This is a genomic window from Streptomyces sp. CWNU-52B, from assembly GCF_047444975.1.
Lineage (GTDB): Bacteria > Actinomycetota > Actinomycetes > Streptomycetales > Streptomycetaceae > Streptomyces.
This window is the reverse complement of record NZ_JBLFJV010000019.1, coordinates 214,876-236,152: the sequence shown is the minus strand read 5'-3', so window position 1 is coordinate 236,152 and position 21,277 is coordinate 214,876. Positions and strand designations below refer to the sequence as shown.

At 70.9% G+C, this 21,277-nt stretch carries 17 protein-coding genes; 5 read left to right on the top strand and 12 right to left on the bottom strand.

Annotation, left to right across the window (positions count from 1 at the left end):
- Nucleotides 1-2,169, bottom strand: a complete 2,169-nt coding sequence (locus tag ACLVWQ_RS18910; RefSeq protein ID WP_414110387.1) for a serine/threonine-protein kinase — start codon at nucleotides 2,167-2,169, stop codon at nucleotides 1-3.
- A gap of 342 nt (nucleotides 2,170-2,511) precedes the next feature.
- Entirely contained in the window at nucleotides 2,512-4,218 is a 1,707-nt protein-coding gene (locus tag ACLVWQ_RS18905) for a glycerol-3-phosphate dehydrogenase/oxidase (RefSeq protein WP_414110034.1), read from the bottom strand.
- Between the two features lie 272 nt (nucleotides 4,219-4,490).
- On the opposite strand from ACLVWQ_RS18905, the gene ACLVWQ_RS18900 reads away from it, so the two are divergent.
- Nucleotides 4,491-5,696: a nucleotide sugar dehydrogenase gene (locus ACLVWQ_RS18900; RefSeq protein WP_414110032.1), complete on the top strand. Its 1,206-nt coding sequence runs from the start codon at nucleotides 4,491-4,493 to the stop codon at nucleotides 5,694-5,696.
- Between the two features lie 732 nt (nucleotides 5,697-6,428).
- Here the strand turns inward: ACLVWQ_RS18900 and ACLVWQ_RS18895 are convergent.
- The 4 genes from ACLVWQ_RS18895 to ACLVWQ_RS18880 all read right to left on the bottom strand — a co-directional run bounded on the left by ACLVWQ_RS18895 (nucleotide 6,429) and on the right by ACLVWQ_RS18880 (nucleotide 10,985).
- On the bottom strand, nucleotides 6,429-7,553 hold the full coding sequence (locus ACLVWQ_RS18895) for a GuaB3 family IMP dehydrogenase-related protein (protein WP_414110031.1): 1,125 nt from the start codon (nucleotides 7,551-7,553) through the stop codon (nucleotides 6,429-6,431).
- A gap of 102 nt (nucleotides 7,554-7,655) precedes the next feature.
- Nucleotides 7,656-9,161, bottom strand: coding sequence for an IMP dehydrogenase (guaB, locus tag ACLVWQ_RS18890; protein WP_414110030.1), 1,506 nt, complete (start codon nucleotides 9,159-9,161; stop codon nucleotides 7,656-7,658).
- A 243-nt stretch (nucleotides 9,162-9,404) separates the two neighbouring features.
- Complete coding sequence (locus ACLVWQ_RS18885; protein ID WP_414110029.1) at nucleotides 9,405-9,992, bottom strand: sigma-70 family RNA polymerase sigma factor; 588 nt, start codon at nucleotides 9,990-9,992, stop codon at nucleotides 9,405-9,407.
- A 381-nt stretch (nucleotides 9,993-10,373) separates the two neighbouring features.
- Complete coding sequence (locus ACLVWQ_RS18880) at nucleotides 10,374-10,985, bottom strand: response regulator transcription factor (RefSeq protein WP_003948568.1); 612 nt, start codon at nucleotides 10,983-10,985, stop codon at nucleotides 10,374-10,376.
- A 379-nt stretch (nucleotides 10,986-11,364) separates the two neighbouring features.
- On the opposite strand from ACLVWQ_RS18880, the gene ACLVWQ_RS18875 reads away from it, so the two are divergent.
- Nucleotides 11,365-11,688, top strand: a complete 324-nt coding sequence (locus ACLVWQ_RS18875) for a WhiB family transcriptional regulator (RefSeq protein WP_414110028.1) — start codon at nucleotides 11,365-11,367, stop codon at nucleotides 11,686-11,688.
- 41 nt (nucleotides 11,689-11,729) lie between these two features.
- Here ACLVWQ_RS18875 and ACLVWQ_RS18870 read toward each other — a convergent pair whose 3' ends face one another.
- Nucleotides 11,730-12,635 (bottom strand): LysR family transcriptional regulator, encoded by a 906-nt coding sequence (locus ACLVWQ_RS18870; RefSeq protein WP_414110027.1) that lies wholly within the window; start codon nucleotides 12,633-12,635, stop codon nucleotides 11,730-11,732.
- A gap of 109 nt (nucleotides 12,636-12,744) precedes the next feature.
- On the opposite strand from ACLVWQ_RS18870, the gene ACLVWQ_RS18865 reads away from it, so the two are divergent.
- Together ACLVWQ_RS18865 and ACLVWQ_RS18860 are read left to right on the top strand one after the other, a co-directional pair.
- Nucleotides 12,745-13,422 (top strand): MOSC domain-containing protein, encoded by a 678-nt coding sequence (locus ACLVWQ_RS18865; RefSeq protein ID WP_414110025.1) that lies wholly within the window; start codon nucleotides 12,745-12,747, stop codon nucleotides 13,420-13,422.
- Nucleotides 13,423-13,509: 87 nt separating this feature from the next.
- Entirely contained in the window at nucleotides 13,510-14,283 is a 774-nt protein-coding gene (locus ACLVWQ_RS18860; protein WP_414110024.1) for an SDR family NAD(P)-dependent oxidoreductase, read from the top strand.
- A gap of 101 nt (nucleotides 14,284-14,384) precedes the next feature.
- On the opposite strand, the gene groL is transcribed toward ACLVWQ_RS18860, so the two are convergent.
- From groL to ACLVWQ_RS18840, 4 genes are all read right to left on the bottom strand, one after another.
- The gene (gene groL / locus ACLVWQ_RS18855; RefSeq protein WP_414110022.1) at nucleotides 14,385-16,010 is read right to left on the bottom strand and encodes a chaperonin GroEL; all 1,626 of its coding nucleotides are present in this window, start codon (nucleotides 16,008-16,010) and stop codon (nucleotides 14,385-14,387) included.
- A 116-nt stretch (nucleotides 16,011-16,126) separates the two neighbouring features.
- On the bottom strand, nucleotides 16,127-16,435 hold the full coding sequence (gene groES / locus ACLVWQ_RS18850; RefSeq protein WP_003998759.1) for a co-chaperone GroES: 309 nt from the start codon (nucleotides 16,433-16,435) through the stop codon (nucleotides 16,127-16,129).
- Nucleotides 16,436-16,915: 480 nt separating this feature from the next.
- A complete protein-coding gene (locus tag ACLVWQ_RS18845; RefSeq protein ID WP_414110019.1) occupies nucleotides 16,916-17,719 on the bottom strand; it encodes a polysaccharide deacetylase family protein in 804 nt (267 codons plus the stop codon).
- Nucleotides 17,716-18,735: a polysaccharide deacetylase family protein gene (locus ACLVWQ_RS18840; RefSeq protein ID WP_414110018.1), complete on the bottom strand. Its 1,020-nt coding sequence runs from the start codon at nucleotides 18,733-18,735 to the stop codon at nucleotides 17,716-17,718. Before ACLVWQ_RS18840 ends, ACLVWQ_RS18845 begins: the two co-directional genes overlap by 4 nt.
- Nucleotides 18,736-18,825: 90 nt before the next feature.
- Here ACLVWQ_RS18840 and ACLVWQ_RS18835 point away from each other — a divergent pair, with 90 nt between their 5' ends.
- The gene (locus tag ACLVWQ_RS18835; RefSeq protein WP_414110017.1) at nucleotides 18,826-20,022 is read left to right on the top strand and encodes a THUMP-like domain-containing protein; all 1,197 of its coding nucleotides are present in this window, start codon (nucleotides 18,826-18,828) and stop codon (nucleotides 20,020-20,022) included.
- Between the two features lie 25 nt (nucleotides 20,023-20,047).
- Here ACLVWQ_RS18835 and ACLVWQ_RS18830 read toward each other — a convergent pair whose 3' ends face one another.
- Nucleotides 20,048-21,274, bottom strand: coding sequence for a dipeptidase (locus ACLVWQ_RS18830; RefSeq protein ID WP_414110016.1), 1,227 nt, complete (start codon nucleotides 21,272-21,274; stop codon nucleotides 20,048-20,050).
- Nucleotides 21,275-21,277 lie beyond the last annotated feature (3 nt).

Here is a 21,277-nt window from a genome sequence, read left to right as displayed (position 1 = left end):
TCAGGACTTCGGTTCGAACGACTTTGTGAGCGTCCGCCACGTGTCTTTACGAAGTTCGCTGTCCCATTTCGAGGCCTTCGCGGTATACATGATCCCGTATCCGAGCCCGTCGTCGACGACGAACCCACGGTCTATGGAGCGGTATCGGGTGCCGCTGTCCGAGTAGGTGAATTCCCAGTCGGCCGTGTTCCAGCCGCGGTAGTCCACCTTCTCTATTCGGACCCGCTGATACTGCGACCGCTGCATGTACTTCTCTTGGTTCTTCCAGTCGGCCACCGGGTCGTCCTTGGGCGTCGTGGTCCAGCCGACCAGCAGCTTCTGCCCGTCGGGGCCGGAGAACCGGGAACCGGCCGCGCTCGTGGACTCGTATTTCCAGCCCTTGGGCAGACCGATCGAGAACCCCTGCCCGTCCTTGTGCGTCGACTCGACCCCGCTGCCGGAACCGCTGCCGGAGCCACCGCCCGACCCACCGGATCCGCCCGATCCCTCGGATGCGCTCGCGCTGGGCGAGCTCCCCTTCGACGCGCCCCCGCCGGAGGGGTCCGTCCCCTTGTCGTCCTTCTTGTCGTCGTCCGAATCCGTGCCGCTGTTCTCGTCCTGCTTGGTGTCGCTTCCCGCGCTCGTCCCGCTGGAAGTCGACTTGTCGCCGCCGCCCTTGTTGTCCTTGGAACCCGAGTCGCCGTCACCACCCAGCGTGACGGCGAGGATCGTGCCGAGCACGGCCAGCACCACGACGACGGCGATGACGATCAGCGTCTGCCGGGACACCACATCGGTGAGGGGCGCCCTGACCGTGGTGGTCCGTGGGGACGCACCGCCGGAACCGCCCGCGTGTCCGCCCACCGCACTGGAGTTCGCCGCGGAAGCAGCGGCGTTCCGGTTCTCGGCGGACGCGGGCACGCCGGCCCCCGTCGCGGCGGCCGTGCCCCCGGAGCCGGGCTTGACGCCCGTGCCACCGCCGGCACCGGCACCGGCACCGGAAGGCGACGCGGACGCCGCGGGTGCCTCCGACGCCGCTGCCGAGGTAGAAGAGACGGAAGCAGAAGCCGCGGACGTCTTGCCTGCTGGCGGGTCCGTCGGGCGGCCGGCTGCGACACCGGTACCGGCTGCCGCCGCGGCAGCCCCGGCCGCCGCGCCCTTGCCCTTCCGCACGGAGCGCAGCGCCCCGCGCAGCCGGTCCACCGACTCCTCGCCCTTGCCCTTGCCGCCGGACGAACTCCCCCTCTTGGCGGGGTTCCTGGGCGGGCTCTGGGAGGGGATGTCCGGCAGCGGCACGACCTTCGTCGCGTCCGCCGGCTCCGGCTCTTCCTTCGGCTCGGGCGCGTGGACCACCTCGGTGAGCAACGCCCGTGCCCCGGCGTCGTCGAGCCGCTGCTCGGGGTCCTTGACGAGGAGGCCGTAGATGACCTGCTCCAGCGGGCCCGCGTTCTTCGGCTGCTCCACCGGCTCCGTCATCACCGCGGTGAGCGTCGCTATGGCGGAGCCCTTGTCGTACGGAGGGACGCCTTCCACCGCCGCGTACAGCAGGCCGCCGAGCGACCACAGGTCGGCCGCGGGACCGGGCTTGTGCCCTCGGGCCCGCTCCGGCGAGATGTACGAGGGCGCGCCGACGAGCATGCCCGTCGAGGTGATGGACGGGTCGCCCTCGACCTGGGCGATGCCGAAGTCCGTGAGCACGACCCGGCCGTCCTCGGAGATGAGGACGTTCGACGGCTTCACGTCGCGGTGCAGGATGCCCTCGCGGTGCGCCGAGCGCAGCACGTCGAGGATGGCCAGTCCCACCTCGGCCGCGCGCCGCGGTGTGAGCAGCCCGTCCTCACGGATCACCTCGGCGAGGGACTTGCCCTCGATGAGCTCCATCACGATCCACGGCCGGTTGTCCTCGTCGACCACGTCGTAGACCGTCACGGCGCCGTTGTTCCGGATCCGTGCGATCGCCTTGGCCTCGCGGAAGGTCCGGGTGATCAGCCGTCGCTTCTCGTCCTCGTCGATGCGCGACGGCAGCCGCAGCTCCTTCACGGCGACCGTGCGGCCCAACGTCTCGTCCTGAGCCCGCCACACGGTGCCCATGCCGCCGCGGCCCAGGACTCCTCCCAGCCGGTACCGCCCGGCGAGGAGACGTTCACTCTCGTCCTTACGGGATGCTCCCGCCCGCTCCGCCTCCGACATGCGTCCCCTCATGCAACCCGCCCTGACAGAGCCTCCATTGTCCCCCACCCGGCGACCGTCCGACGCCCCGGGTGCCCCTCGTGGAAGCGGTACTTCCCCGAGCGGCCCCGCAGGCGGCCCCCACCTGCCGATCGGCCCGTTTCGTCCCTCCGTGCCCCGTACTCCTCGGCCGTGGACACCACCTGACGCGGTTCGTCACCGGAAGGCGGCCCGGCTGCCGCCTTCCGGCAGCCGGGAACACGGGTACCCGCTTCGCCCGCACGGATGCCCACCGGAACCCGCGCATCCTCCCTGTCCCCTCCCCACACCCTCCGTGCGTCCCCTGCGCGTCCCCTGCGCGGCCTACAGCGGCACGATGTCCGGCGCCCCCAACCGGGCCGCGTCGGCGGTCAGATCGTCCGGCTGGCGCTGCGACTCCCGCTCCGCCTCCACCCGCTTCCGGTAGTGCTCGACCTCGCGCTCGATCTGGTCCTTGCCCCAGCCAAGGACCGACGCCATCAGCTCGGCGGCCTCCTGGGCGCTGCGCGTGCCCCGGTCGAAGGTCTCGATCGAGATGCGCGTCCGCCGCGTCAGCACGTCGTCCAGATGGCGCGCCCCCTCGTGCGAGGCGGCGTAGACGATCTCGGCGCGCAGATAGTCCTCGGCCGCGGGCAGCGGCTCGCCGAGGGTGGCGTCGGCGGCGATGAGGTCGAGGACCTCCTCGGCGAGCGACCCGTAGCGGTTCAGCAGGTGCTCCACGCGCACCACGTGCAGGCCGGTCCGCGCGGCGATCCGCGCTCGCGCGTTCCACAGGGCGCGGTAGCCCTCGGCGCCGACCAGCGGGATGTCCTCGGTGACGCACTCGGCGACCCGCTGGTCGAGGCCGTGCACCGCCTCGTCCACCGCGTCCTTGGCCATCACCCGGTACGTCGTGTACTTGCCGCCCGCCACGACCACGAGCCCCGGCGCCGGATGCGCCACGGTGTGCTCGCGCGACAGCTTGCTGGTCGCCTCCGACTCCCCGGCGAGCAGCGGGCGCAGTCCCGCGTACACCCCCTGGACGTCGTCGCGCGTCAGTGGCACGGCGAGCACCGAGTTCACATGCTCCAGCAGGTAGTCGATGTCGGCGCTGGAGGCCGCCGGGTGCGCCTTGTCGAGGTCCCACTCGGTGTCCGTCGTCCCGACGATCCAGTGCCGGCCCCAGGGGATCACGAACAGCACGGACTTCTCGGTGCGCAGGATCAGCCCGGTCGTCGAGGTGATCCGGTCCTTCGGTACGACCAGATGGATGCCCTTGGAGGCCCGGACGTGGAACTGGCCCCGCTCCCCGACCATCGCCTGGGTGTCGTCCGTCCACACCCCGGTGGCGTTGACGATCTGCTTGGCGCGGATCTCGTACTCCCCGCCGCCCTCGACGTCCTGCACCTTGGCGCCGACGACCCGCTCGCCCTCGCGCAGGAAGCCGGTCACCCGCGCGCGGTTGGCGACCTTCGCCCCGTACGCCGCCGAGGTGCGCACCAGGGTCGCCACATAGCGGGCGTCGTCCATCTGCGCGTCGTAGTACTGCAACGCCCCGACGAGGGCGTCCTTCTTCAGCGCGGGGGCGACACGCAGGGCGTGCCGCCGTGTGAGGTGGCGGTGGGTCGGCAGGCCGCGACCGTGGCCGCGCGCCATCGACATCGCGTCGTAGAGCGCGACGCCCGAACCGGCGTACAGCCGCTCCCACCCCTTGTGCTGCAAGGGATACAGGAAGGGGACGGGCTTCACGAGGTGGGGCGCGAGCCGCTCCAGGAGGAGCCCGCGCTCCTTCAACGCCTCGCGCACGAGCCCGAAGTCGAGCATCTCCAGGTAGCGCAGGCCGCCGTGGATCAGCTTGCTCGACCGGCTCGACGTGCCCGACGCCCAGTCACGCGCCTCGACGAGACCGGTGGACAGGCCACGGGTCACGGCGTCCAGCGCGGTGCCCGCGCCGACCACACCCGCTCCCACGACCAGCACATCCAGTTCGCGCTCGGCCATCGCCGCGAGTGATTCGGCGCGCTCCGCCGGTCCCAGTGTCGCTGTCCGCACAGTTGCCTCCCGCTGTCTGTCGCGCCGGCCTCACCCGCGGGGCGAGGCCCGGCTCACATCCCCCATGCCCAAATTCTGACCGTGATGCCCGACATCGGCCACCAGCGGCGGTCCGCCTGTGGATATCTCTCGGCGACATCCGGAGAAACACAGCCGAACAATCCCGCATATCGGTCATATTTACTCCTAGTCTGACATTGCACTCGCCCGTTCTGTCCACAGGGCTTGCGCCCTCGTCCCACTCCGGCTACAGGGAAGGACGGCCCACCGCCATGCCCGCAGATCTCGCCGTCATCGGCCTCGGCCAGCTCGGCCTGCCCCTGGCCCAGGCCGCCGCCTCCACCGGCATCTCCACCCTCGGTTACAAGTGCGGCGACCCCGTCCCGCTGGCCGCCGCCGACCTGCGCCGGATGCTCTCCACCGGATTCCGGCCGGCCACCGACCCGGCCGAACTCGGCCGCGTACGCACCGCCGTCATCTGCGCCCCGACCCCGCGCGGCGCGGACGGCACACTCGACCTGGGCCAGGTGGCCACGGCCGCCCGTACCCTGGCCGCGCATCTGCGCCCGCACACCACGGTGATCCTGGAGTCCCCCGTGTACCCGGGGACCACAGAGGAATACCTCCGGCCGCTCCTCGAAGAGGGCTCCGGGCTCCGGGCGGGCCGCGACTTCCACCTCGCGTACTCACCCAGCCGGGTCGACCCCGGCAACCGTGCCTACGGTCCCGCCAACACCCCGAAGGTCATCGGCGGCCTCACCCCCGCCTGCACCGAGTCGGCCGCCGCGTTCTACGGCCGCCTCACGGACAAGGTCGTACGCGCGCGTGGACCCCGCGAGGCGGAGACCGTGCAGCTCCTGGAGACCAACTACCGGCACGTCAACATCGCCCTGGTCAACGAGATGGCCGTCCTCTGCCACGACCTGGGCGTCGACCTGTGGGACGTCATCCGCTGCGCCGAGACCAAGCCGTTCGGCTTCCAGGCCTTCCGCCCCGGCCCCGGCGTGGGCGGCCACGCCGTCCCCCGCGACCTCGCGGGCCCCAGGACCCGCTCCCTGCGCATGGTCGAACTGGCCCAGCAGGTCAACGACCACATGCCCCAGTACGTCATCCAGCGCGCGGCCACGCTCCTCAACGAACACGGCAAGTCGGCCCGCGGCGCGCGCGTGCTGCTCCTCGGCGTCACCTACAAGTCCGACCACGCCGACCAGCAGGGCTCACCCGCCCACGAGATCGCGACCCGTCTGATGGAGCTGGGCGCCGCCGTCAGCTACCACGACCCGCACGTCCCGTCCTGGAGCATCCTCGGCCGCCCGGTCCCCCGCGTGGACTCCCTGTACGAGGCGGCGGCCGACGCGGACCTGACGATCCTGCTCCAACAACACCGCACATACGACCTCCAGGGCCTCTCGGTAAAGGCCCAGCTCCTCCTGGACACGCGAGGCGCCACACCCACAGGGGCGGCGCACAGGTTGTGAAGGGGGGCGCGCACGAGCGGCCGAGCCTCTGGCACCGGTGGCGTCCGGACCGGCTCCACGGCTAGCGTAGGAACAGGTGGGGCTTACCGCAGGGGTTACTGCGGCAGGCTCCTGATGGTTCACGAGTGTCCGCCCCTAATGTGCTTGGGGGCGGCCGCTCACTTTCCGTGGATCCACAAGATCCGCCCCCTCCGGCGCCGAGCCGCTCAACGGCGGATCCGGTACCGTACAAAAAGGTGGAGCCCACCGCAGGTGGCACTGCGGCAGGCTCCTGAAAAGTGAACGGAGTGTCCACCCCTAGTTGTGGCGGGGGTGGCCGCTCACTTTCCGTGAATCCGCAAAATCCACCTCCTCCGGCACTTCACCGTCCGCAGACGGATTCGGTCCCAGCGGGTGGGCTTGCGGTGGCGGCCCATGGGCGCCCCCTTCCACGATGCCGCCCAGAGGCCCGGTAGGCGGCTCGTCGGAACTCGGGCCGGGCCCCGAGGGCCGGGGTCCGGAACGTGTCCTTGGAAGGGGGCACCCCACACAACTGGGGCGCCGAAAAGGGACGCTATCGCCTCGACACGGCCGTAAAGCGCGCATTCGCCCCGAACGCAACCATGCGCCCCCTGCCGCAACACGCGCCCCACCAGAGCCGCTTGAGCGCGCGAAGGGGCCCGGTCACCCACGTGAGTGAGAGACCGGGCCCCTTCGTCAGCTCAGCCGAACCGTGCCGGGCTCGGCGCCGTGTCAGCGCTTGTGCTGCGAGTCCGCCACCGTGACCTCGACCCGCTGGAACTCCTTGAGCTCGCTGTATCCGGTCGTGGCCATCGCGCGGCGCAGGGCGCCGAAGAAGTTCATGGAGCCGTCGGGCGTGTGCGAGGGGCCCAGGAGGACCTCCTCGATGGTGCCGACGGTGCCGAGGTCGACCTTCTTGCCGCGCGGCAGCTCCTCGTTGACGGCCTCCATGCCCCAGTGGTGGCCGCGTCCCGGCGCGTCCGTGGCGCGCGCGAGCGGGGAGCCCATCATCACCGAGTCGGCGCCGCAGGCGATGGCCTTGGGCAGGTCGCCGGACCAGCCGACACCGCCGTCCGCGATCACGTGCACGTACCGGCCACCCGACTCGTCCATGTAGTCACGGCGCGCGGCGGCCACGTCGGCGACCGCGGTCGCCATCGGGACCTGGATGCCCAGCACGTTGCGCGTGGTGTGCGCGGCGCCGCCGCCGAAGCCCACCAGCACCCCGGCCGCACCCGTACGCATCAGGTGCAGGGCCGCCGTGTACGTGGCACAGCCCCCGACGATGACCGGGACGTCCAGCTCGTAGATGAACTGCTTCAGGTTCAGCGGCTCGGAGGCGCCGGAGACGTGCTCCGCCGAGACCGTCGTACCTCGGATGACGAAGATGTCGACGCCCGCGTCCACGACGGCCTTGGAGAACTGGGCGGTGCGCTGCGGGGAGAGCGCCGCCGCGGTGACCACGCCCGAGTCGCGCACCTCCTTGATGCGCAGCCCGATCAGCTCCTCCTGGATGGGAGCCGCGTAGATCTCCTGGAGGCGGCGGGTCGCGGTCTCCGCGTCCAGCTCCACGATCTCGTCGAGGAGGGACTGCGGGTCCTCGTGCCGCGTCCACAGGCCTTCGAGGTTGAGGACGCCCAGACCGCCCAGCTCACCGATGCGGATGGCGGTCTGCGGAGAGACGACCGAATCCATGGGGGCCGCCAGGAACGGCAGCTCGAAGCGGTAGGCATCGATCTGCCAGGCGATCGAGACCTCCTTCGGGTCGCGCGTACGGCGGCTCGGGACGACGGCGATGTCGTCGAAGGCATACGCCCGGCGGCCGCGCTTGCCGCGCCCGATCTCGATCTCAGTCACGTGTGTGGCCTTTCCCTCTCGCTGCTGCGCCTTCCAGTATCCCCGACGCACACGGCGAGGGCGGTCCCGGAGTCTCCGGGACCGCCCTCGGTTGTCCGACGGCTACTGGCCGCGGCTGTAGTTCGGTGCCTCGACCGTCATCTGGATGTCGTGCGGGTGGCTCTCCTTGAGGCCCGCGGACGTGATCCGTACGAAGCGGCCCTTGGACTCCATCTCGTCGATGGCGGCGGCGCCGACATAGCCCATGGTCTGGCGCAGACCGCCGACGAGCTGGTGCAGCACGTTCCCCAGCGGGCCGCGGTAGGGCACCTGGCCCTCGATGCCCTCGGGTACGAGCTTGTCGTCGGAGGCCACCTCGGCCTGGAAGTAGCGGTCCTTCGAGTACGACCTGCCCTGGCCGCGGGACTGCATCGCGCCGAGGGAGCCCATCCCGCGGTACGACTTGAACTGCTTGCCGTTGATGAACAGGAGCTCGCCGGGCGACTCCTCGCAGCCGGCGAGGAGGCTGCCGAGCATCACCGTGTCGGCGCCGGCGACCAGCGCCTTGCCGATGTCCCCGGAGTACTGCAGACCGCCGTCGCCGATCACCGGGACCCCCGCGGAGCGGGCCGCGAGGGCCGCTTCGTAGATGGCGGTGACCTGCGGGACGCCGATGCCGGCGACCACCCGGGTCGTACAGATCGAGCCGGGGCCCACGCCCACCTTGACGCCGTCCACGCCGGCGTCGATCAGCGCCTGGGCGCCGTCCCGGGTGGCCACGTTGCCGCCGATCACGTCGACGCCGACGCTCGACTTGATCTTCGCCATCCAGTTGAGGGCGTTGCTGTTGTGCCCGTGCGAGGTGTCGACGATCAGGAAGTCCACCCCGGCCTCGGCGAGCGCCTGGGCCCGCTCCAGGGCCTCGGGGCTGGCGCCGACGGCGGCACCGACGAGGAGGCGGCCCTCCGCGTCCTTCGCCGCGTTCGGGTACTTCTCGGCCTTGACGAAGTCCTTGACCGTGATGAGGCCCTTGAGGACACCCGCGTCGTCGACCAGCGGAAGCTTCTCGATCTTGTGGCGGCGCAGCAGCTCCATGGCGTCGTTCCCGGAGATGCCGACCTTGCCGGTGACCAGCGGCATCGGCGTCATGACCTCGCGCACCTGACGGGAGCGGTCGGTCTCGAAGGCCATGTCGCGGTTGGTGACGATGCCGAGCAGCTTGCCGTTGCCGTCGGTGACGGGGACGCCGCTGATGCGGAACTTGGCGCACAGCGCGTCGGCCTCGCCCAGCGTCGCGTCCGGGTGCACCGTGATCGGGTCGGTGACCATGCCGGACTCGGAACGCTTCACGAGGTCGACCTGGTTGACCTGGTCCTCGATGGAGAGGTTCCGGTGCAGTACGCCGACGCCGCCCTGACGGGCCATGGCGATCGCCATCCGGGACTCGGTGACCTTGTCCATCGCCGCGGAGAGCAGCGGAATGTTCACGCGCACGTTGCGGGAGATGCGGGACGAGGTGTCGACCGCGTTGGGCAACACGTCCGATGCGCCCGGCAGCAGCAGCACGTCGTCGTAGGTCAGCCCGAGCGTCGCGAATTTCTCGGGCACTCCGTCGACGTTTGCAGTCATGACACCTTCCCCAAATGGCCTTGATCGGTGCGGATGTCCATGCTAACGGGAAGCACGGCTCTCTCATTCCACGGTTCCGGGCGCACCTGGGCTCCGTGGATTCGTACGGTCCGGGCGGCCGCTCCGTTCATCGCGCGCGGCGGCCCGGCCGAGCCACGGCACGACGGACCCGACACCGGGCGGACACCCGAGGGGAGCGGGACGGCGGAAGGCCCGCCCTGTCGCTCCCTGCCGTACTGATCCCTACTGCTCGGCCAGCGCGCGGAGGCGGCTGAGCGCCCGGTGCTGGGCCACCCGGACCGCGCCGGGTGACATTCCCAACATCTGTCCGGTCTCCTCAGCCGTGAGACCCACCGCGATCCTCAGCAGGAGCAGCTCGCGCTGGTTCTGCGGGAGGTTGGCCATGAGCTTCTTCGCCCACTCGGCGTCGCTGCTGAGGAGGGCACGCTCCTCGGGGCCGAGCGAGTCGTCGGGCCGCTCGGGCATCTCGTCCGACGGCACCGCCGTCGAACCGGGATGGCGCATCGCGGCCCGCTGCAGGTCAGCCACCTTGTGCCCGGCGATGGCGAAGACGAAGGCTTCGAAGGGGCGCCCGGTGTCCTTGTAGCGCGGCAGTGCGAGCAGCACCGCGACACACACCTCCTGCGCCAGGTCCTCCACGAAGTGCCGCGCGTCGCCCGGAAGTCGGGACAGCCGCGTGCGGCAGTAGCGGATGGCGAGCGGATGGACATGCGCGAGGAGGTCGTGCGTGGCCTGCTCGTCGCCCTCGACCGCGCGGTGGACGAGCGCACCAATCACCCCATGGGCATGAGCCGCCTCGTCGTCACGCATCGGTCCATGGTGCCTTGGCGTCGTTCGCTCCGTGGCACCGCGTCCGTAGTTGTGCACCGAAGCGTTATGAGCAGGTGCGCCGGAACTCATCTCCTGCGCCCTCCCCTCCCGCTCGACCGAATCGTTCCCGTGGAACTCCACACCTCAAGGATGCGGCATCCGCCGGGAAACGGGGATCGGGTGCCGGAACGGCACCGTTCGACCCGCTGCCGGGTACGGCCCCACCCGCTCTTCGGCGGGCGGGGACACCCGTATCCCCACTGCGGTTCACCTGGGCTTTGTCCGGCCGACGGACCGGACGGGCAACTGGCCCGACAGAACCCGGAACCGGAACCGGACCTGAACCGGCTGGAACTGGAACTGGCCCCGGCCCGGCAGGACCTAGCGGACCAGGCCCCACCGGAACCCGAGCGCCACCGCGTGCGCGCGGTCCGAGGCGCCGAGCTTCTTGAAGAGCCGGCGGGCGTGCGTCTTGACCGTGTCCTCGGAGAGGAACAGCTCACGGCCGATCTCCGCGTTCGACCGGCCGTGGCTCATGCCCTCCAGGACCTGGATCTCCCGCGCGGTGAGCGTCGGCGCCGCACCCATCTCGGCCGACCTGAGTCTGCGCGGGGCGAGCCGCCAGGTCGGGTCGGCGAGGGCCTGGGTGACGGTCGCACGCAGCTCCGCGCGGGAGGCGTCCTTGTGGAGATAGCCGCGGGCTCCGGCGGCGACCGCGAGTGCGACCCCGTCCAGGTCCTCGGCCACGGTGAGCATGATGATGCGCGCACCGGGGTCGGCGGACAGCAGCCGCCGGACCGTCTCCACGCCGCCCAGACCGGGCATGCGTACGTCCATCAGAATCAGGTCCGAACGGTCGGCACCCCAGCGGCGGAGGACTTCCTCGCCGTTGGCCGCCGTGGTCACGCGCTCTACGCCGGGCACGGTCGCCACCGCACGGCGGAGCGCCTCTCGGGCAAGCGGGGAGTCGTCGCAGACGAGGACGGATGTCATGGCCGTCCTCCGCAGCTGATGCGCGTCACCTTGAGCCTCCAGGCTGGTACGAAATCGTCACCTGTGCGGTCGACCGCCTCGGACGTCTGCCCGAGCGCTTGTTCTCTCAACCGCCTCGCACACTCAACGACGGTCACTCGAAAGAGTTACGGGGCCGTGAATCATCTTCGGCACTCTACGTGAGGGCGCGGACACGGCGGAGGCACGCGCGGAAGACCCGCAAGGTTTCATCACAACCCATGCCCCATTTGGAGGCTTTTCTTCCTATTTGCTGGTGTCTGAGGCTAGATTCGCAATGAGTCATATTTTCATCTCCTTAGATCGTAGATGTACGGTGACGGGCACGTAACCGACCAAAACGGCTACAAAGGGACAAGCAATGGCAGATTTCTCCCGCCTCCCCGGACCGAACGCGGATCTGTGGGACTGGCAGCTCCTCGCGGCGTGCCGCGGCGTCGACAGCTCGCTCTTCTTCCACCCCGAGGGGGAGCGCGGTGCGGCACGGAGCGCTCGCGAGAACTCGGCCAAAGAGGTCTGCATGAGGTGCCCCGTGCGAGCGGAGTGCGCGGCCCACGCCCTGGCGGTGCGCGAGCCGTACGGCGTGTGGGGCGGCCTGACCGAGGACGAGCGCGAAGAACTCATGGGCCGGGCGCGCAACCGCCTGGTCTCCGCGTCGAGCGGGGGCGACGCGTCACACCACTGAAGGAACGTTTCTCCGGGTACGGCCCTCAGCGGACCGGCGAGTCAGCGGGCCGCGGCCCTGGCCAGCTGGTCCAGCGTGGCCGCCACGGCGGGCACCTGGGCCAGATCCGGCAGCGTGAGCGCGACGATCTCCCGCCGCAGCGCGGGCTCCACCGTCACTGTGCGTGCACCCCTGGGGCGTACGGACTCGATGGCCAGCTCCGGCAGGACCGCCACGCCGAGACCGGCGCCGACCAGACCGACCACCGCCGGATAGTCGTCGGTCGCGAAGTCGATGCGCGGTGTGAAGCCCGCGCTCTCACAGACCTCGACCAGCTGGCCCCGGCAGCGGGGGCAGCCGGCGATCCACGGCTCGTCGGCGAGTTCCCCGATGGCGACCGATCCCGCCCTCGCCAGCCGATGCCCCTCGGGGACCAGGCCGACGAGCCGGTCCGTGAGCAGCGGCCTGATCACCAGGTCGTCCCACTCCCCCGCGCTCTCCGCCCCCGTCGCGCCCTCGTACCGGAAGGCGAGCGTCACGTCGCAGTCGCCCTCGCGCAGCATCTCGACGGAGCGCGGCGGCTCGGCCTCCTCCAGCGAGACGCGCGTACCGGGATGTGCGGCGCGCAGGGCGGCCAGCGCGGTCGGTACGAGCGTGGAGCTTCCGCTGGGGAAGGAGACCAGGCGCACCCGGCCCGCGCGCAGCCCCGCGATCGCGGCGACCTCCTCCTCCGCGGCGGTGAGTCCGGCGATGATGCCCGCCGCGTGCCGCACGAGGGCCTCGCCGGCCTGGGTCAGCCGCATCTCACGGCCCGTGCGGATCAGCAGCGGGGTGCCGACGGAGGATTCGAGCGCCTTCATCTGCTGACTGACGGCCGGCTGGGTGCAGCCCAGTTCGCGCCCCGCCGCCGAGAACGAACCGGTGGCGGCGACGGCACGCAGGACGCGCAGGTGACGGGCCTCGATCATCTTTCGAGCATAAGCGAATCTTGGACACGACGACGAATATCGCGTCAATGCTTTGGCTTGATCGCTCACGTCGTCGCACCGCGCGGTGCACATCGCCTAGCGTGCCGTCATGAAGCTTCTCTCGGTGAACCTGGGCCGTCCCAAGGCCGTCGACTACACGGACCAGGCCGACGGTGTGACGGGGATCGACAAGCGGCCGGTGGACGGACCGGTGCGGGTGGCCGCGCCCGGCCCCGCGGGGGTCGGCGGCAGCGGTCTGGCCGGGGACGCCGTGTGCGAGCTGCGCTACCACGGCGGGAACGACCAGGCCGTGTACGCCTTCGCGCGCGAGGACCTCGACGACTGGGGGCGCGAGCTGGGGCGGCACCTGGCCGGCGGGGCCTTCGGCGAGAACCTGACGACGTCGGGTGTCGACGTGTCCGGGGCGCGGATCGGGGAGCGCTGGCGCGTCGGCTCCGACGTCGTGCTGGAGGTCACGTCCGGGCGGGTTCCCTGCCTCACCTTCCAGGGCCACATGGGGGAGAAGGCGTGGGTCAGGCGGTTCACGCGGAAGGGGGTGACCGGCGCGTATCTGCGGGTGATCGAGCCCGGTGAGATACGGGCGGGCGATCCGGTCGAGATCGTGCACCGGCCGGACCACGAGGTGACCACCGCCTTCCAGTTCCGCGCGGTCACGCTCGAACGGGCTCTGCTGCCGCGGGTGTTGGCGGCGGGGGACGCCCTGCACCCGCGGGCCCGGGAGACGGCACTGGCGTACGTCGAGAAGTACGGCGGCGGCGCGGTCTGACCGGTCCGCCGCCGGCCCCGCTCCCCCGCTCCGGCGGGGGGTGACGCGTCGCACCGGGGGCCTCGGCCGGGTCACTAACCTTGGGCCATGACAACGGCTCTGATTACGGGATCGACCTCGGGCATCGGCGCTGCCTTCGCGCGGCAGCTGGCCGCCGACGGGCACAACCTCGTCCTGGTGGCGCGCGACACCGAGCGGCTCGGCGAGCAGGCGATGGAACTGCACGACCGGCACGGCATCGAGGCGGAGGTGCTGGCGGCGGACCTGGCGACGGACGCGGGCATCGAGGCGGTGGCCGCCCGCGTCGCGGACGCCACGCACCCGGTCGACCTGCTCGTCAACAACGCGGGCTTCGGCAACAAGGGCCTCTATCTGGACGTACCGATGGAGGACGAGCTGCGGATGCTCAAGGTGCACTGCGAGGCGGTGCTGCGGCTGACCTCCGCGGCGGCCGAGTCCATGCGGGGGCGGGGGCGGGGCGGTGTCGTCAACGTGGCGTCGACGGCCGCGTTCCTGCCGCGCGGTACGTACGGGGCGTCGAAGGCGTGGGTCGTGCAGTTCACGCAGGGCGTGGCGAAGGACCTGGCGGGCAGCGGCGTCCGGCTGATGGCGCTGTGCCCCGGGTTCGTGCGGACCGAGTTCCACGAGCGGGCCGGGATGGGCACGGACAACATCCCCGGCTGGATGTGGCTGGACGCCGACAAGGTGGTGACGGCCGCGCTGGCCGACCTGGCGCGGGGCAAGTCGCTGTCCATCCCGGACCCGCGCTACAAGACCCTGATGGGCGTGGCGAAGGTGACGCCGCGGGCGCTGCTCAGCGGGGTCAGCTCGAAGGCGGGCCGCAAGTACGGGCCGAAGTGAACCCGAGCGGGTCCGGTGGTGCCGTACGGCACGAGAGCCCGGTACCCCGCCGAGACGGGGTACCGGGCTCTCGCCTGGCTCTGGTGCCTAGTGCCTAGTGCCTAGTGGGAGTGGCCGTGGCCGCCGTGGCCCGCCTCGGCCTCTTCCTCGGCCGGCTTCTCGACGACCAGGGTCTCGGTCGTGAGGAGCAGGGAGGCGATGGAGGCCGCGTTCTCCAGGGCGGAGCGGGTGACCTTGACCGGGTCGATGACGCCGGCCTTGACCAGGTCGCCGTACTCGCCGGTCGCGGCGTTGAAGCCCTGGCCCTTGTCGAGCTCGGCGACCTTGGAGGTGATGACGTAACCCTCCAGGCCGGCGTTCTCGGCGATCCAGCGGAGCGGCTCGACGGCGGCCCTGCGGACGACGGCCACACCGGTGGCCTCGTCGCCGGTCTTGCCGAGGTTGCCGTCGAGGATCTTCACGGCGTGGACGAGCGCGGAGCCACCACCGGAGACGATGCCCTCCTCGACCGCGGCGCGGGTCGCGGAGATGGCGTCCTCCAGGCGGTGCTTCTTCTCCTTCAGCTCCACCTCGGTGGCGGCGCCGACCTTGATCACGCACACGCCGCCGGCCAGCTTCGCGAGGCGCTCCTGGAGCTTCTCGCGGTCCCAGTCGGAGTCCGTGGACTCGATCTCGGCCTTGATCTGGTTGACCCGGCCGGTCACGTCGGCGCTGTCGCCGCCGCCGTCGACGATGGTCGTGTCGTCCTTGGTGACGGTCACGCGGCGGGCGGTGCCCAGCACGTCGAGGCCGACCTGGTCGATCTTGAGGCCGACCTCCTCGGCGATGACCGTGGCGCCGGTCAGCGAGGCGATGTCACCGAGCATGGCCTTGCGGCGGTCGCCGAAGCCGGGGGCCTTGACGGCCACCGCGTTGAAGGTGCCGCGGATCTTGTTCACGACCAGGGTCGACAGGGCTTCGCCCTCGACGTCCTCGGCGATGATCAGCAGCGGCTTCGAGGCGTTGGCCTGGATGACCTTCTCGAGCAGGGGGAGCAGGTCCTGGATCGAGGAGATCTTGCCCTGGTGGATCAGGATGTACGGGTCGTCGAGGACGGCCTCCATACGCTCCTGGTCGGACACCATGTACGGCGACAGGTAGCCCTTGTCGAAGGCCATGCCCTCGGTGAAGTCCAGCTCCAGACCGAAGGTGTTGGACTCCTCGACGGTGATGACACCGTCCTTGCCGACCTTGTCCATCGCCTCGGCGATGAGCTCGCCGACCTGGCTGTCCTGCGCGGACAGACCGGCGACGGCCGCGATGTCGGACTTCTCGTCGATCGGGCGGGCGGTCGCGAGGAGCTCCTCGGAGACCGCGGCGACGGCGGCGTCGATGCCCTTCTTGAGGAGGGCGGGGGACGCGCCGGCGGCGACGTTCTTCAGGCCCTCGCGGACGAGCGCCTGGGCCAGCACGGTGGCGGTGGTCGTACCGTCACCCGCGATGTCGTTGGTCTTGGTCGCCACCTCCTTCACCAGCTGGGCGCCGAGGTTCTCGTACGGGTCGTCGAGCTCGACCTCGCGGGCGATCGTGACGCCGTCGTTGGTGATGGTGGGGGCGCCGAACTTCTTGTCGATGACGACGTTGCGGCCCTTGGGGCCGATCGTCACCTTCACCGTGTCGGCAAGCTTGTTGACGCCGCGCTCGAGGGCACGACGGGCGTCCTCGTCGAACTTCAGGATCTTCGCCATGGAGCTGATTCAGTCCTCTCGGAAAAACGAACGGCGCCCCCAGCACCCGGCTTTTCAGTGCTCACGTTCAGCACTCGCGGGGGCCAGGGGCGCAGTTCAAAGCAAACCTGGGTGAATTACTTCTCGATGATCGCGAGCACGTCGCGCGCCGAGAGGACGAGGTACTCCTCGCCGTTGTACTTCACCTCGGTACCGCCGTACTTGCTGTACAGCACGATGTCGCCGGTCTTCACGTCGAGCGGAAGCCGCTCGCCGTTCTCGAAGCGGCCCGGACCAACGGCCAGGACGACGCCCTCCTGGGGCTTCTCCTTCGCCGTGTCCGGAATGACCAGGCCAGAGGCGGTGGTCTGCTCTGCGTCGAGCGGCTGGACCACAATGCGGTCCTCGAGCGGCTTGATGGCAACCTTGGAGCTGGTGGTCGTCACGATCCGACCTCCCCCTTCGGAGATCTCACGGGGTTAACTGTCTGAGGTGGCGACCAGGTGGATCCGTCGTCGCGGGTGCCGGACCTGCCCGTCGCTATTGGCACTCTCCTGCGGTGAGTGCCAGACCTGAGACTATGACTGCGATTAGCACTCGGTCAAGCGGAGTGCCAGTTGCCTCCGGCGGTCAGCCGAAGATCCGACCTTCGGAACCAGGGGTGAACGCCCTGGGGGCTCCGCCCCCCAGACCCCCCGATCGGCCTGAACGGCCTCGTCCTCAAACGCCGGACGGGCTGAAAAACCCAACCCCCGGCCGGGCGGCGCTGAAAAGCCGGGGCGCAGCCCCGCTTTTCAGGGGCGCGGGGAACTGCGCGACCAGCCACAGCGGACCCGCACCCGACGAACAGCCTTCAAGGGGCGCGGGGAACTGCGCACCCAGCCCCCACCGCACCCGCACCCGGCGCCCGGCGCCCGGACGACCCGCTACAAGTAATCCTCCAGCCGCGCCACCGCGAACCCCTGCCCCCGGATCCGGCTCAGCATCCGCGCGGTCGCCCCCGTCAGCGACCCCCCACCCTCGCCCGCCACCCACTCCGCGCCCTCCGGGCAATGCAGGATGTCCCCCGCCCGCAGCCTCTCCTGATCCCGCCACAGAACAACCGCGGCGATCCCGCAGTCCCCCGCCGCCCGCAACGTGTCGTCGTCGTACTCCCCGTACGGCGGCCGGAAGAGCCGAGGCCGGATCCCGAACCGCTGCTTCAGCTTCTCCTGCTGACCGCAGATCTCGGCCCGCTGCCCGGCGTACGGCATCCCCCGCAGATACGGATGGTCGAGCGTATGGTTCTGCACGCTCGCCCCCACCGCGCGCAACCGCCCGAAGTGCGCGTACCCGGGCCCCACCACACTGTCCGTGAGGAACAGGCTGACCGGCAGCCGCAGTTCACGCACCATGTCCACGAACCGCGGATCCTTCTCCGCCCCGTCGTCGAACGTCAGGAAGACGACCTTGTCACGGGTCGGCACCCGGTCCACGACCGGCGGCATACCGGGCCCCGCCGCCCGCACCGCGGCCCGCCGCGCGGGCGGATCCGGCGCCGGGAGAAGCGGCGCGCCCAGCCCCCAGCGGCGGTACGCGTCCGCGGCAGCCGCGGGCTCGTGCGTACGTACCCGCTGCGCCGCCTTCTTCCCCAGCCTCTCGATGGGGTCGACGGACTGCGCACAGCCGCCGAGGCAGCCGGAGAGGCAGAGCACGCCGGTGAGCAGCGCGGCGACCCCCCGGCGCCTCACAGGTAGTCCTCCAGGCGCGCCACCGCGTACCCCTTGTCGGTGACCAGCTTCAGGAAGCGGCGGATCATGTCGGGCATCGTGCCCTTCCAGTCCTCCTTGCCGCGGAAATGGCTGAGAACGATGTCCCCGGGGTGCAGGTCGCGGTCCTCCTCCCGGTAGTCCCAGCGGTCGACGAAGACCTCCTCGTTCCAGATCGGGGCCGCCTTGATGCCGCAGGACCCGGCCGCGCGCAGGGTGTCCTCGTTGTAGTTGCCGAAGGGCGGACGGAAGAGCGTCGGGCGCTTGCCGTACCGCTTCTCGATCACGTCCTGCATGCCGCAGATCTCCCGCTTCTGCGCGGCGTACGACAGGCCGGGCAGATAGCGGTGGTGGAGGGTGTGGTTGTTCAGGACCACCCCGGTGGCCTGCATCTTCTTGAAGTATCCGTAGTCCTCCTTGACCAGGTAGTCACTGAGGAAGGCGGTGTACGGGACCTTCAGTTCGCTCATCATGCGCAGGAACGCCGGGTCCTTCTCGGCGCCGTCGTCGATGGTGAGGAAGACGACCTTGTCCTTGGTGGGGACGGTCGTGAACACGGGCGGCAGGCCCTCGTGGTTCTCGACCGCGAACCCCTTACGGGTGCCGATGTGCGGCTTCTTCGCGGGGGCGCGGGGCGCGAGCAGCGGTGGCTCGGCCAGACCCCACTTCTTCGCCACGGCGGCGCGGGCCCGCTGCTGCCGGCGCAGTTCGGTGGCGTAGGTGTCCAGCGCCCGTGCGGGCCCGTCCTTCAGCTGCCGGCCCGCGGCCGGCCTGGCCCCGGGAGCACCGGCGGTGGCGGCGTCGGAGGTGTCGGAGGTGTCGGAGGTCTCGGATGCCGAGTCCGCGCAGCCGGTGGCCAGCGCGGTGGCGGTCAGCAGGATCAGAACGGTCCGTGCCGCGCGCGTCCGCCGGTTCGCGGACCGCGGGCCGGTGGGGGCTGGTCGCGTGGTTCCCCGCGCCCCCGACAGGGCACTGTCAGCTTGTCGTACAAGTCGCATGGGGCCGGATACTCCCAGGTCACGGGCGTCTCCCCGGCTCGACACATCCACCGCACGCGTGCCGTCCACCGACTGGCCCACAATGGGGCGGTGAACGACCTCGATCCACTGGACTCCTTCGCCGCCCTGCTCACGTCCGAGGGGCGTGCCCTCCTCGACGAGGTGCGCGGTACCGAACCGGCCCAGGAGCTGGCCGTGGCGACGCGGCTGCGGCGCGGGCACCCCGTCGGGCTCGTCTCCGCCGCGCTCGGGCAGGCGCGGCTGCGGCAGCGGGCCGTGGCGAAGTTCGGCGCGGCGGACGCGGCGGGCATGTTCTTCACGCCGAACGGGGTCGAGCAGTCCACCCGGGCGAGCGTGGCCACGTACCGTGCCGCGCGGTTCCACGCGCTCGGCGTGCGGTCCGTGGCCGACCTGTGCTGCGGCATCGGCGGTGACGCGATCGCGCTCGCCCGCGCCGGTATCCGGGTCCTCGCCGTCGACCGGGACCCGCTCACCGCGGCCGTGGCACGGGCCAACGCCGAGGCGCTCGGGCTCGACGGGCTGATCGAGGTGCGCGAGGCCGATGTCACCGAGGTCGACACCACCGGGTACGACGCCGTGTTCGTGGACCCCGGGCGCCGGAGCGGACGCGGGCGGATCTTCGACCCCGAGGGCTACTCACCGCCCCTGTCGTGGGCCGTCCGGGCCGCCCGCACGGCACCTCTCGCCGCACTGAAGATCGCCCCCGGCATCCCGCACGAGTCCGTCCCCGCCGAGGCCGGAGCCGAGTGGATCTCGGACTCCGGGGACGTCAAGGAGGCCGTGCTGTGGTTCGGCACGGGGGAGGCGGGGTCCGTCCGCGCGACCCTGCTGCCGGGACCGCGCTCCCTCGTGGGCCGCGGCCTGCCCGACCCCCAGGTGCGGCCCGTGGGGCGTTTCCTGTACGAGCCCGACGGCGCCGTCATCCGCGCGCATCTCGTCGCCGAGGCGGCCGAGCAGCTGGACGGCGGCGGGCTGGTCGACGAGACGATCGCCTACATCACGGCGGACTCCGCGACGGCCACCCCGTACGCCACCGCCTACGAGATCACCGACCGGCTCCCGTTCGGCGTCAAGAAGCTGAAGGCTCTGCTGCGCGAGCGCGAGGTGGGCGTCCTGACCGTCAAGAAGCGCGGATCGGCGGTCGAGCCGGAGGAGCTGCGCCGCAAGGTGAAGCCGCAGGGGCCCCACTCCGCGACCGTGTTCCTGACCCGGGTGCAGGGCGCCCCGACCATGCTCCTGGGGCACCCCGCACAGACCGCCGGCTAGTCACCGGCCTGGTCACTGGGCCTGGTCACTGGCCGTCCAGCTGCTCCAGGGTCGCGTTCGACGGGCCCCTGCGGGACTGCTCGTCGCGTGCCACGTCCTCGGCCGCGGCCAGCACCCGTACCGAGTTCTGCCAGGTCACCTTGGCGAGATCCGGCTTCGACCAGCCGCGGTGCAGGAGCTCCGCGATCAGGTTCGGGTAACCGGAGACGTCGCCCAGGCCCTCCGGCGTGAAGGGCGTGCCGTCGTAGTCGCCGCCGATGCCGAGGTGGTCGACGCCCGCGACCTCGCGCATGTGGTCGAGGTGGTCGGCGACCGTCGAGACGGTCGCGACGGGCCGCGGGTGGGACTCCTCGAACTCGCGGTGGACCTTCATCCCGTCGGCCGTCGTGTCGAGGTGGTGGAAGCCGTGCGCGCGCATGTTCTCGTCCGCGGTGACCGTCCAGTCGACGGCGGCCTGGAGGACGAACTTCGGCACGAACGTCACCATCGCCACACCGCCGTTGGCCGGCAGCCGCTCCAGCACGTCGTCCGGGATGTTGCGCGGATGGTCGCAGACCGCGCGCGAGGACGAGTGGGAGAAGATCACCGGCGCGACGGACGTGTCCAGCGCGTCCCGCATGGTCGTGGCGGCCACGTGGGAGAGGTCCACCAGCATGCCCAGCCGGTTCATCTCGCGTACGACCTCGTGGCCGAAGGGCGACAGGCCGCCGACGGCCGGCTCGTCCGTCGCCGAGTCCGCCCACGCGATGTTGTCGTTGTGCGTGAGGGTCATGTAGCGGACCCCCAGCTCGTAGAGGCCCCGCAGGGTGGCGAGGGAGTTGTCGATCGAGTGCCCGCCCTCGGCGCCCATCAGCGAGGCGATCCGGCCCTCGGCGCGCGCCGCCTCCATGTCCGCGGCGGTCAGGGCGCCGCGCAGGTCGGCCGGGTAGCGCTCGATCAGCTGCCGTACGCAGTCGATCTGTTCCAGCGTCGCCGTGACCGCGCCGGGCAGGTCGGAGCGCACGTACACCGACCAGTACTGCGCGCCGACGCCGCCCGCGCGCAGCCGCGCCAGGTCGGTGTGCAGGTGGGCGCTCTGGTCGCCGGCGATGTCGCGGGCGTCGATGTCGTAGCGGACCTGCTCGCGCAGCGCCCAGGGGAGGTCGTTGTGACCGTCGACCACGGGGAACTCGGCGAGCAGCGCACGGGCTGCACCGAGCGAGCCGGCGGAGTCACGAGAGCCGGCGGAACCGTCAGTGTCATGAGAGGTCATGTC

Coding starts and splice junctions, on each gene's coding strand:
- ACLVWQ_RS18880 (WP_003948568.1), bottom strand. CDS start 10,985: ATGACATCCGTCCTCGTCTGCGACGACTCCCCGCTTGCCCGAGAGGCG.
- ACLVWQ_RS18870 (WP_414110027.1), bottom strand. CDS start 12,635: ATGATCGAGGCCCGTCACCTGCGCGTCCTGCGTGCCGTCGCCGCCACC.
- ACLVWQ_RS18910 (WP_414110387.1), bottom strand. CDS start 2,169: ATGTCGGAGGCGGAGCGGGCGGGAGCATCCCGTAAGGACGAGAGTGAA.
- ACLVWQ_RS18900 (WP_414110032.1), top strand. CDS start 4,491: ATGCCCGCAGATCTCGCCGTCATCGGCCTCGGCCAGCTCGGCCTGCCC.
- ACLVWQ_RS18875 (WP_414110028.1), top strand. CDS start 11,365: ATGGCAGATTTCTCCCGCCTCCCCGGACCGAACGCGGATCTGTGGGAC.
- ACLVWQ_RS18860 (WP_414110024.1), top strand. CDS start 13,510: ATGACAACGGCTCTGATTACGGGATCGACCTCGGGCATCGGCGCTGCC.
- ACLVWQ_RS18865 (WP_414110025.1), top strand. CDS start 12,745: ATGAAGCTTCTCTCGGTGAACCTGGGCCGTCCCAAGGCCGTCGACTAC.
- ACLVWQ_RS18885 (WP_414110029.1), bottom strand. CDS start 9,992: ATGCGTGACGACGAGGCGGCTCATGCCCATGGGGTGATTGGTGCGCTC.
- guaB (WP_414110030.1), bottom strand. CDS start 9,161: ATGACTGCAAACGTCGACGGAGTGCCCGAGAAATTCGCGACGCTCGGG.
- ACLVWQ_RS18830 (WP_414110016.1), bottom strand. CDS start 21,274: ATGACCTCTCATGACACTGACGGTTCCGCCGGCTCTCGTGACTCCGCC.
- groL (WP_414110022.1), bottom strand. CDS start 16,010: ATGGCGAAGATCCTGAAGTTCGACGAGGACGCCCGTCGTGCCCTCGAG.
- ACLVWQ_RS18840 (WP_414110018.1), bottom strand. CDS start 18,735: ATGCGACTTGTACGACAAGCTGACAGTGCCCTGTCGGGGGCGCGGGGA.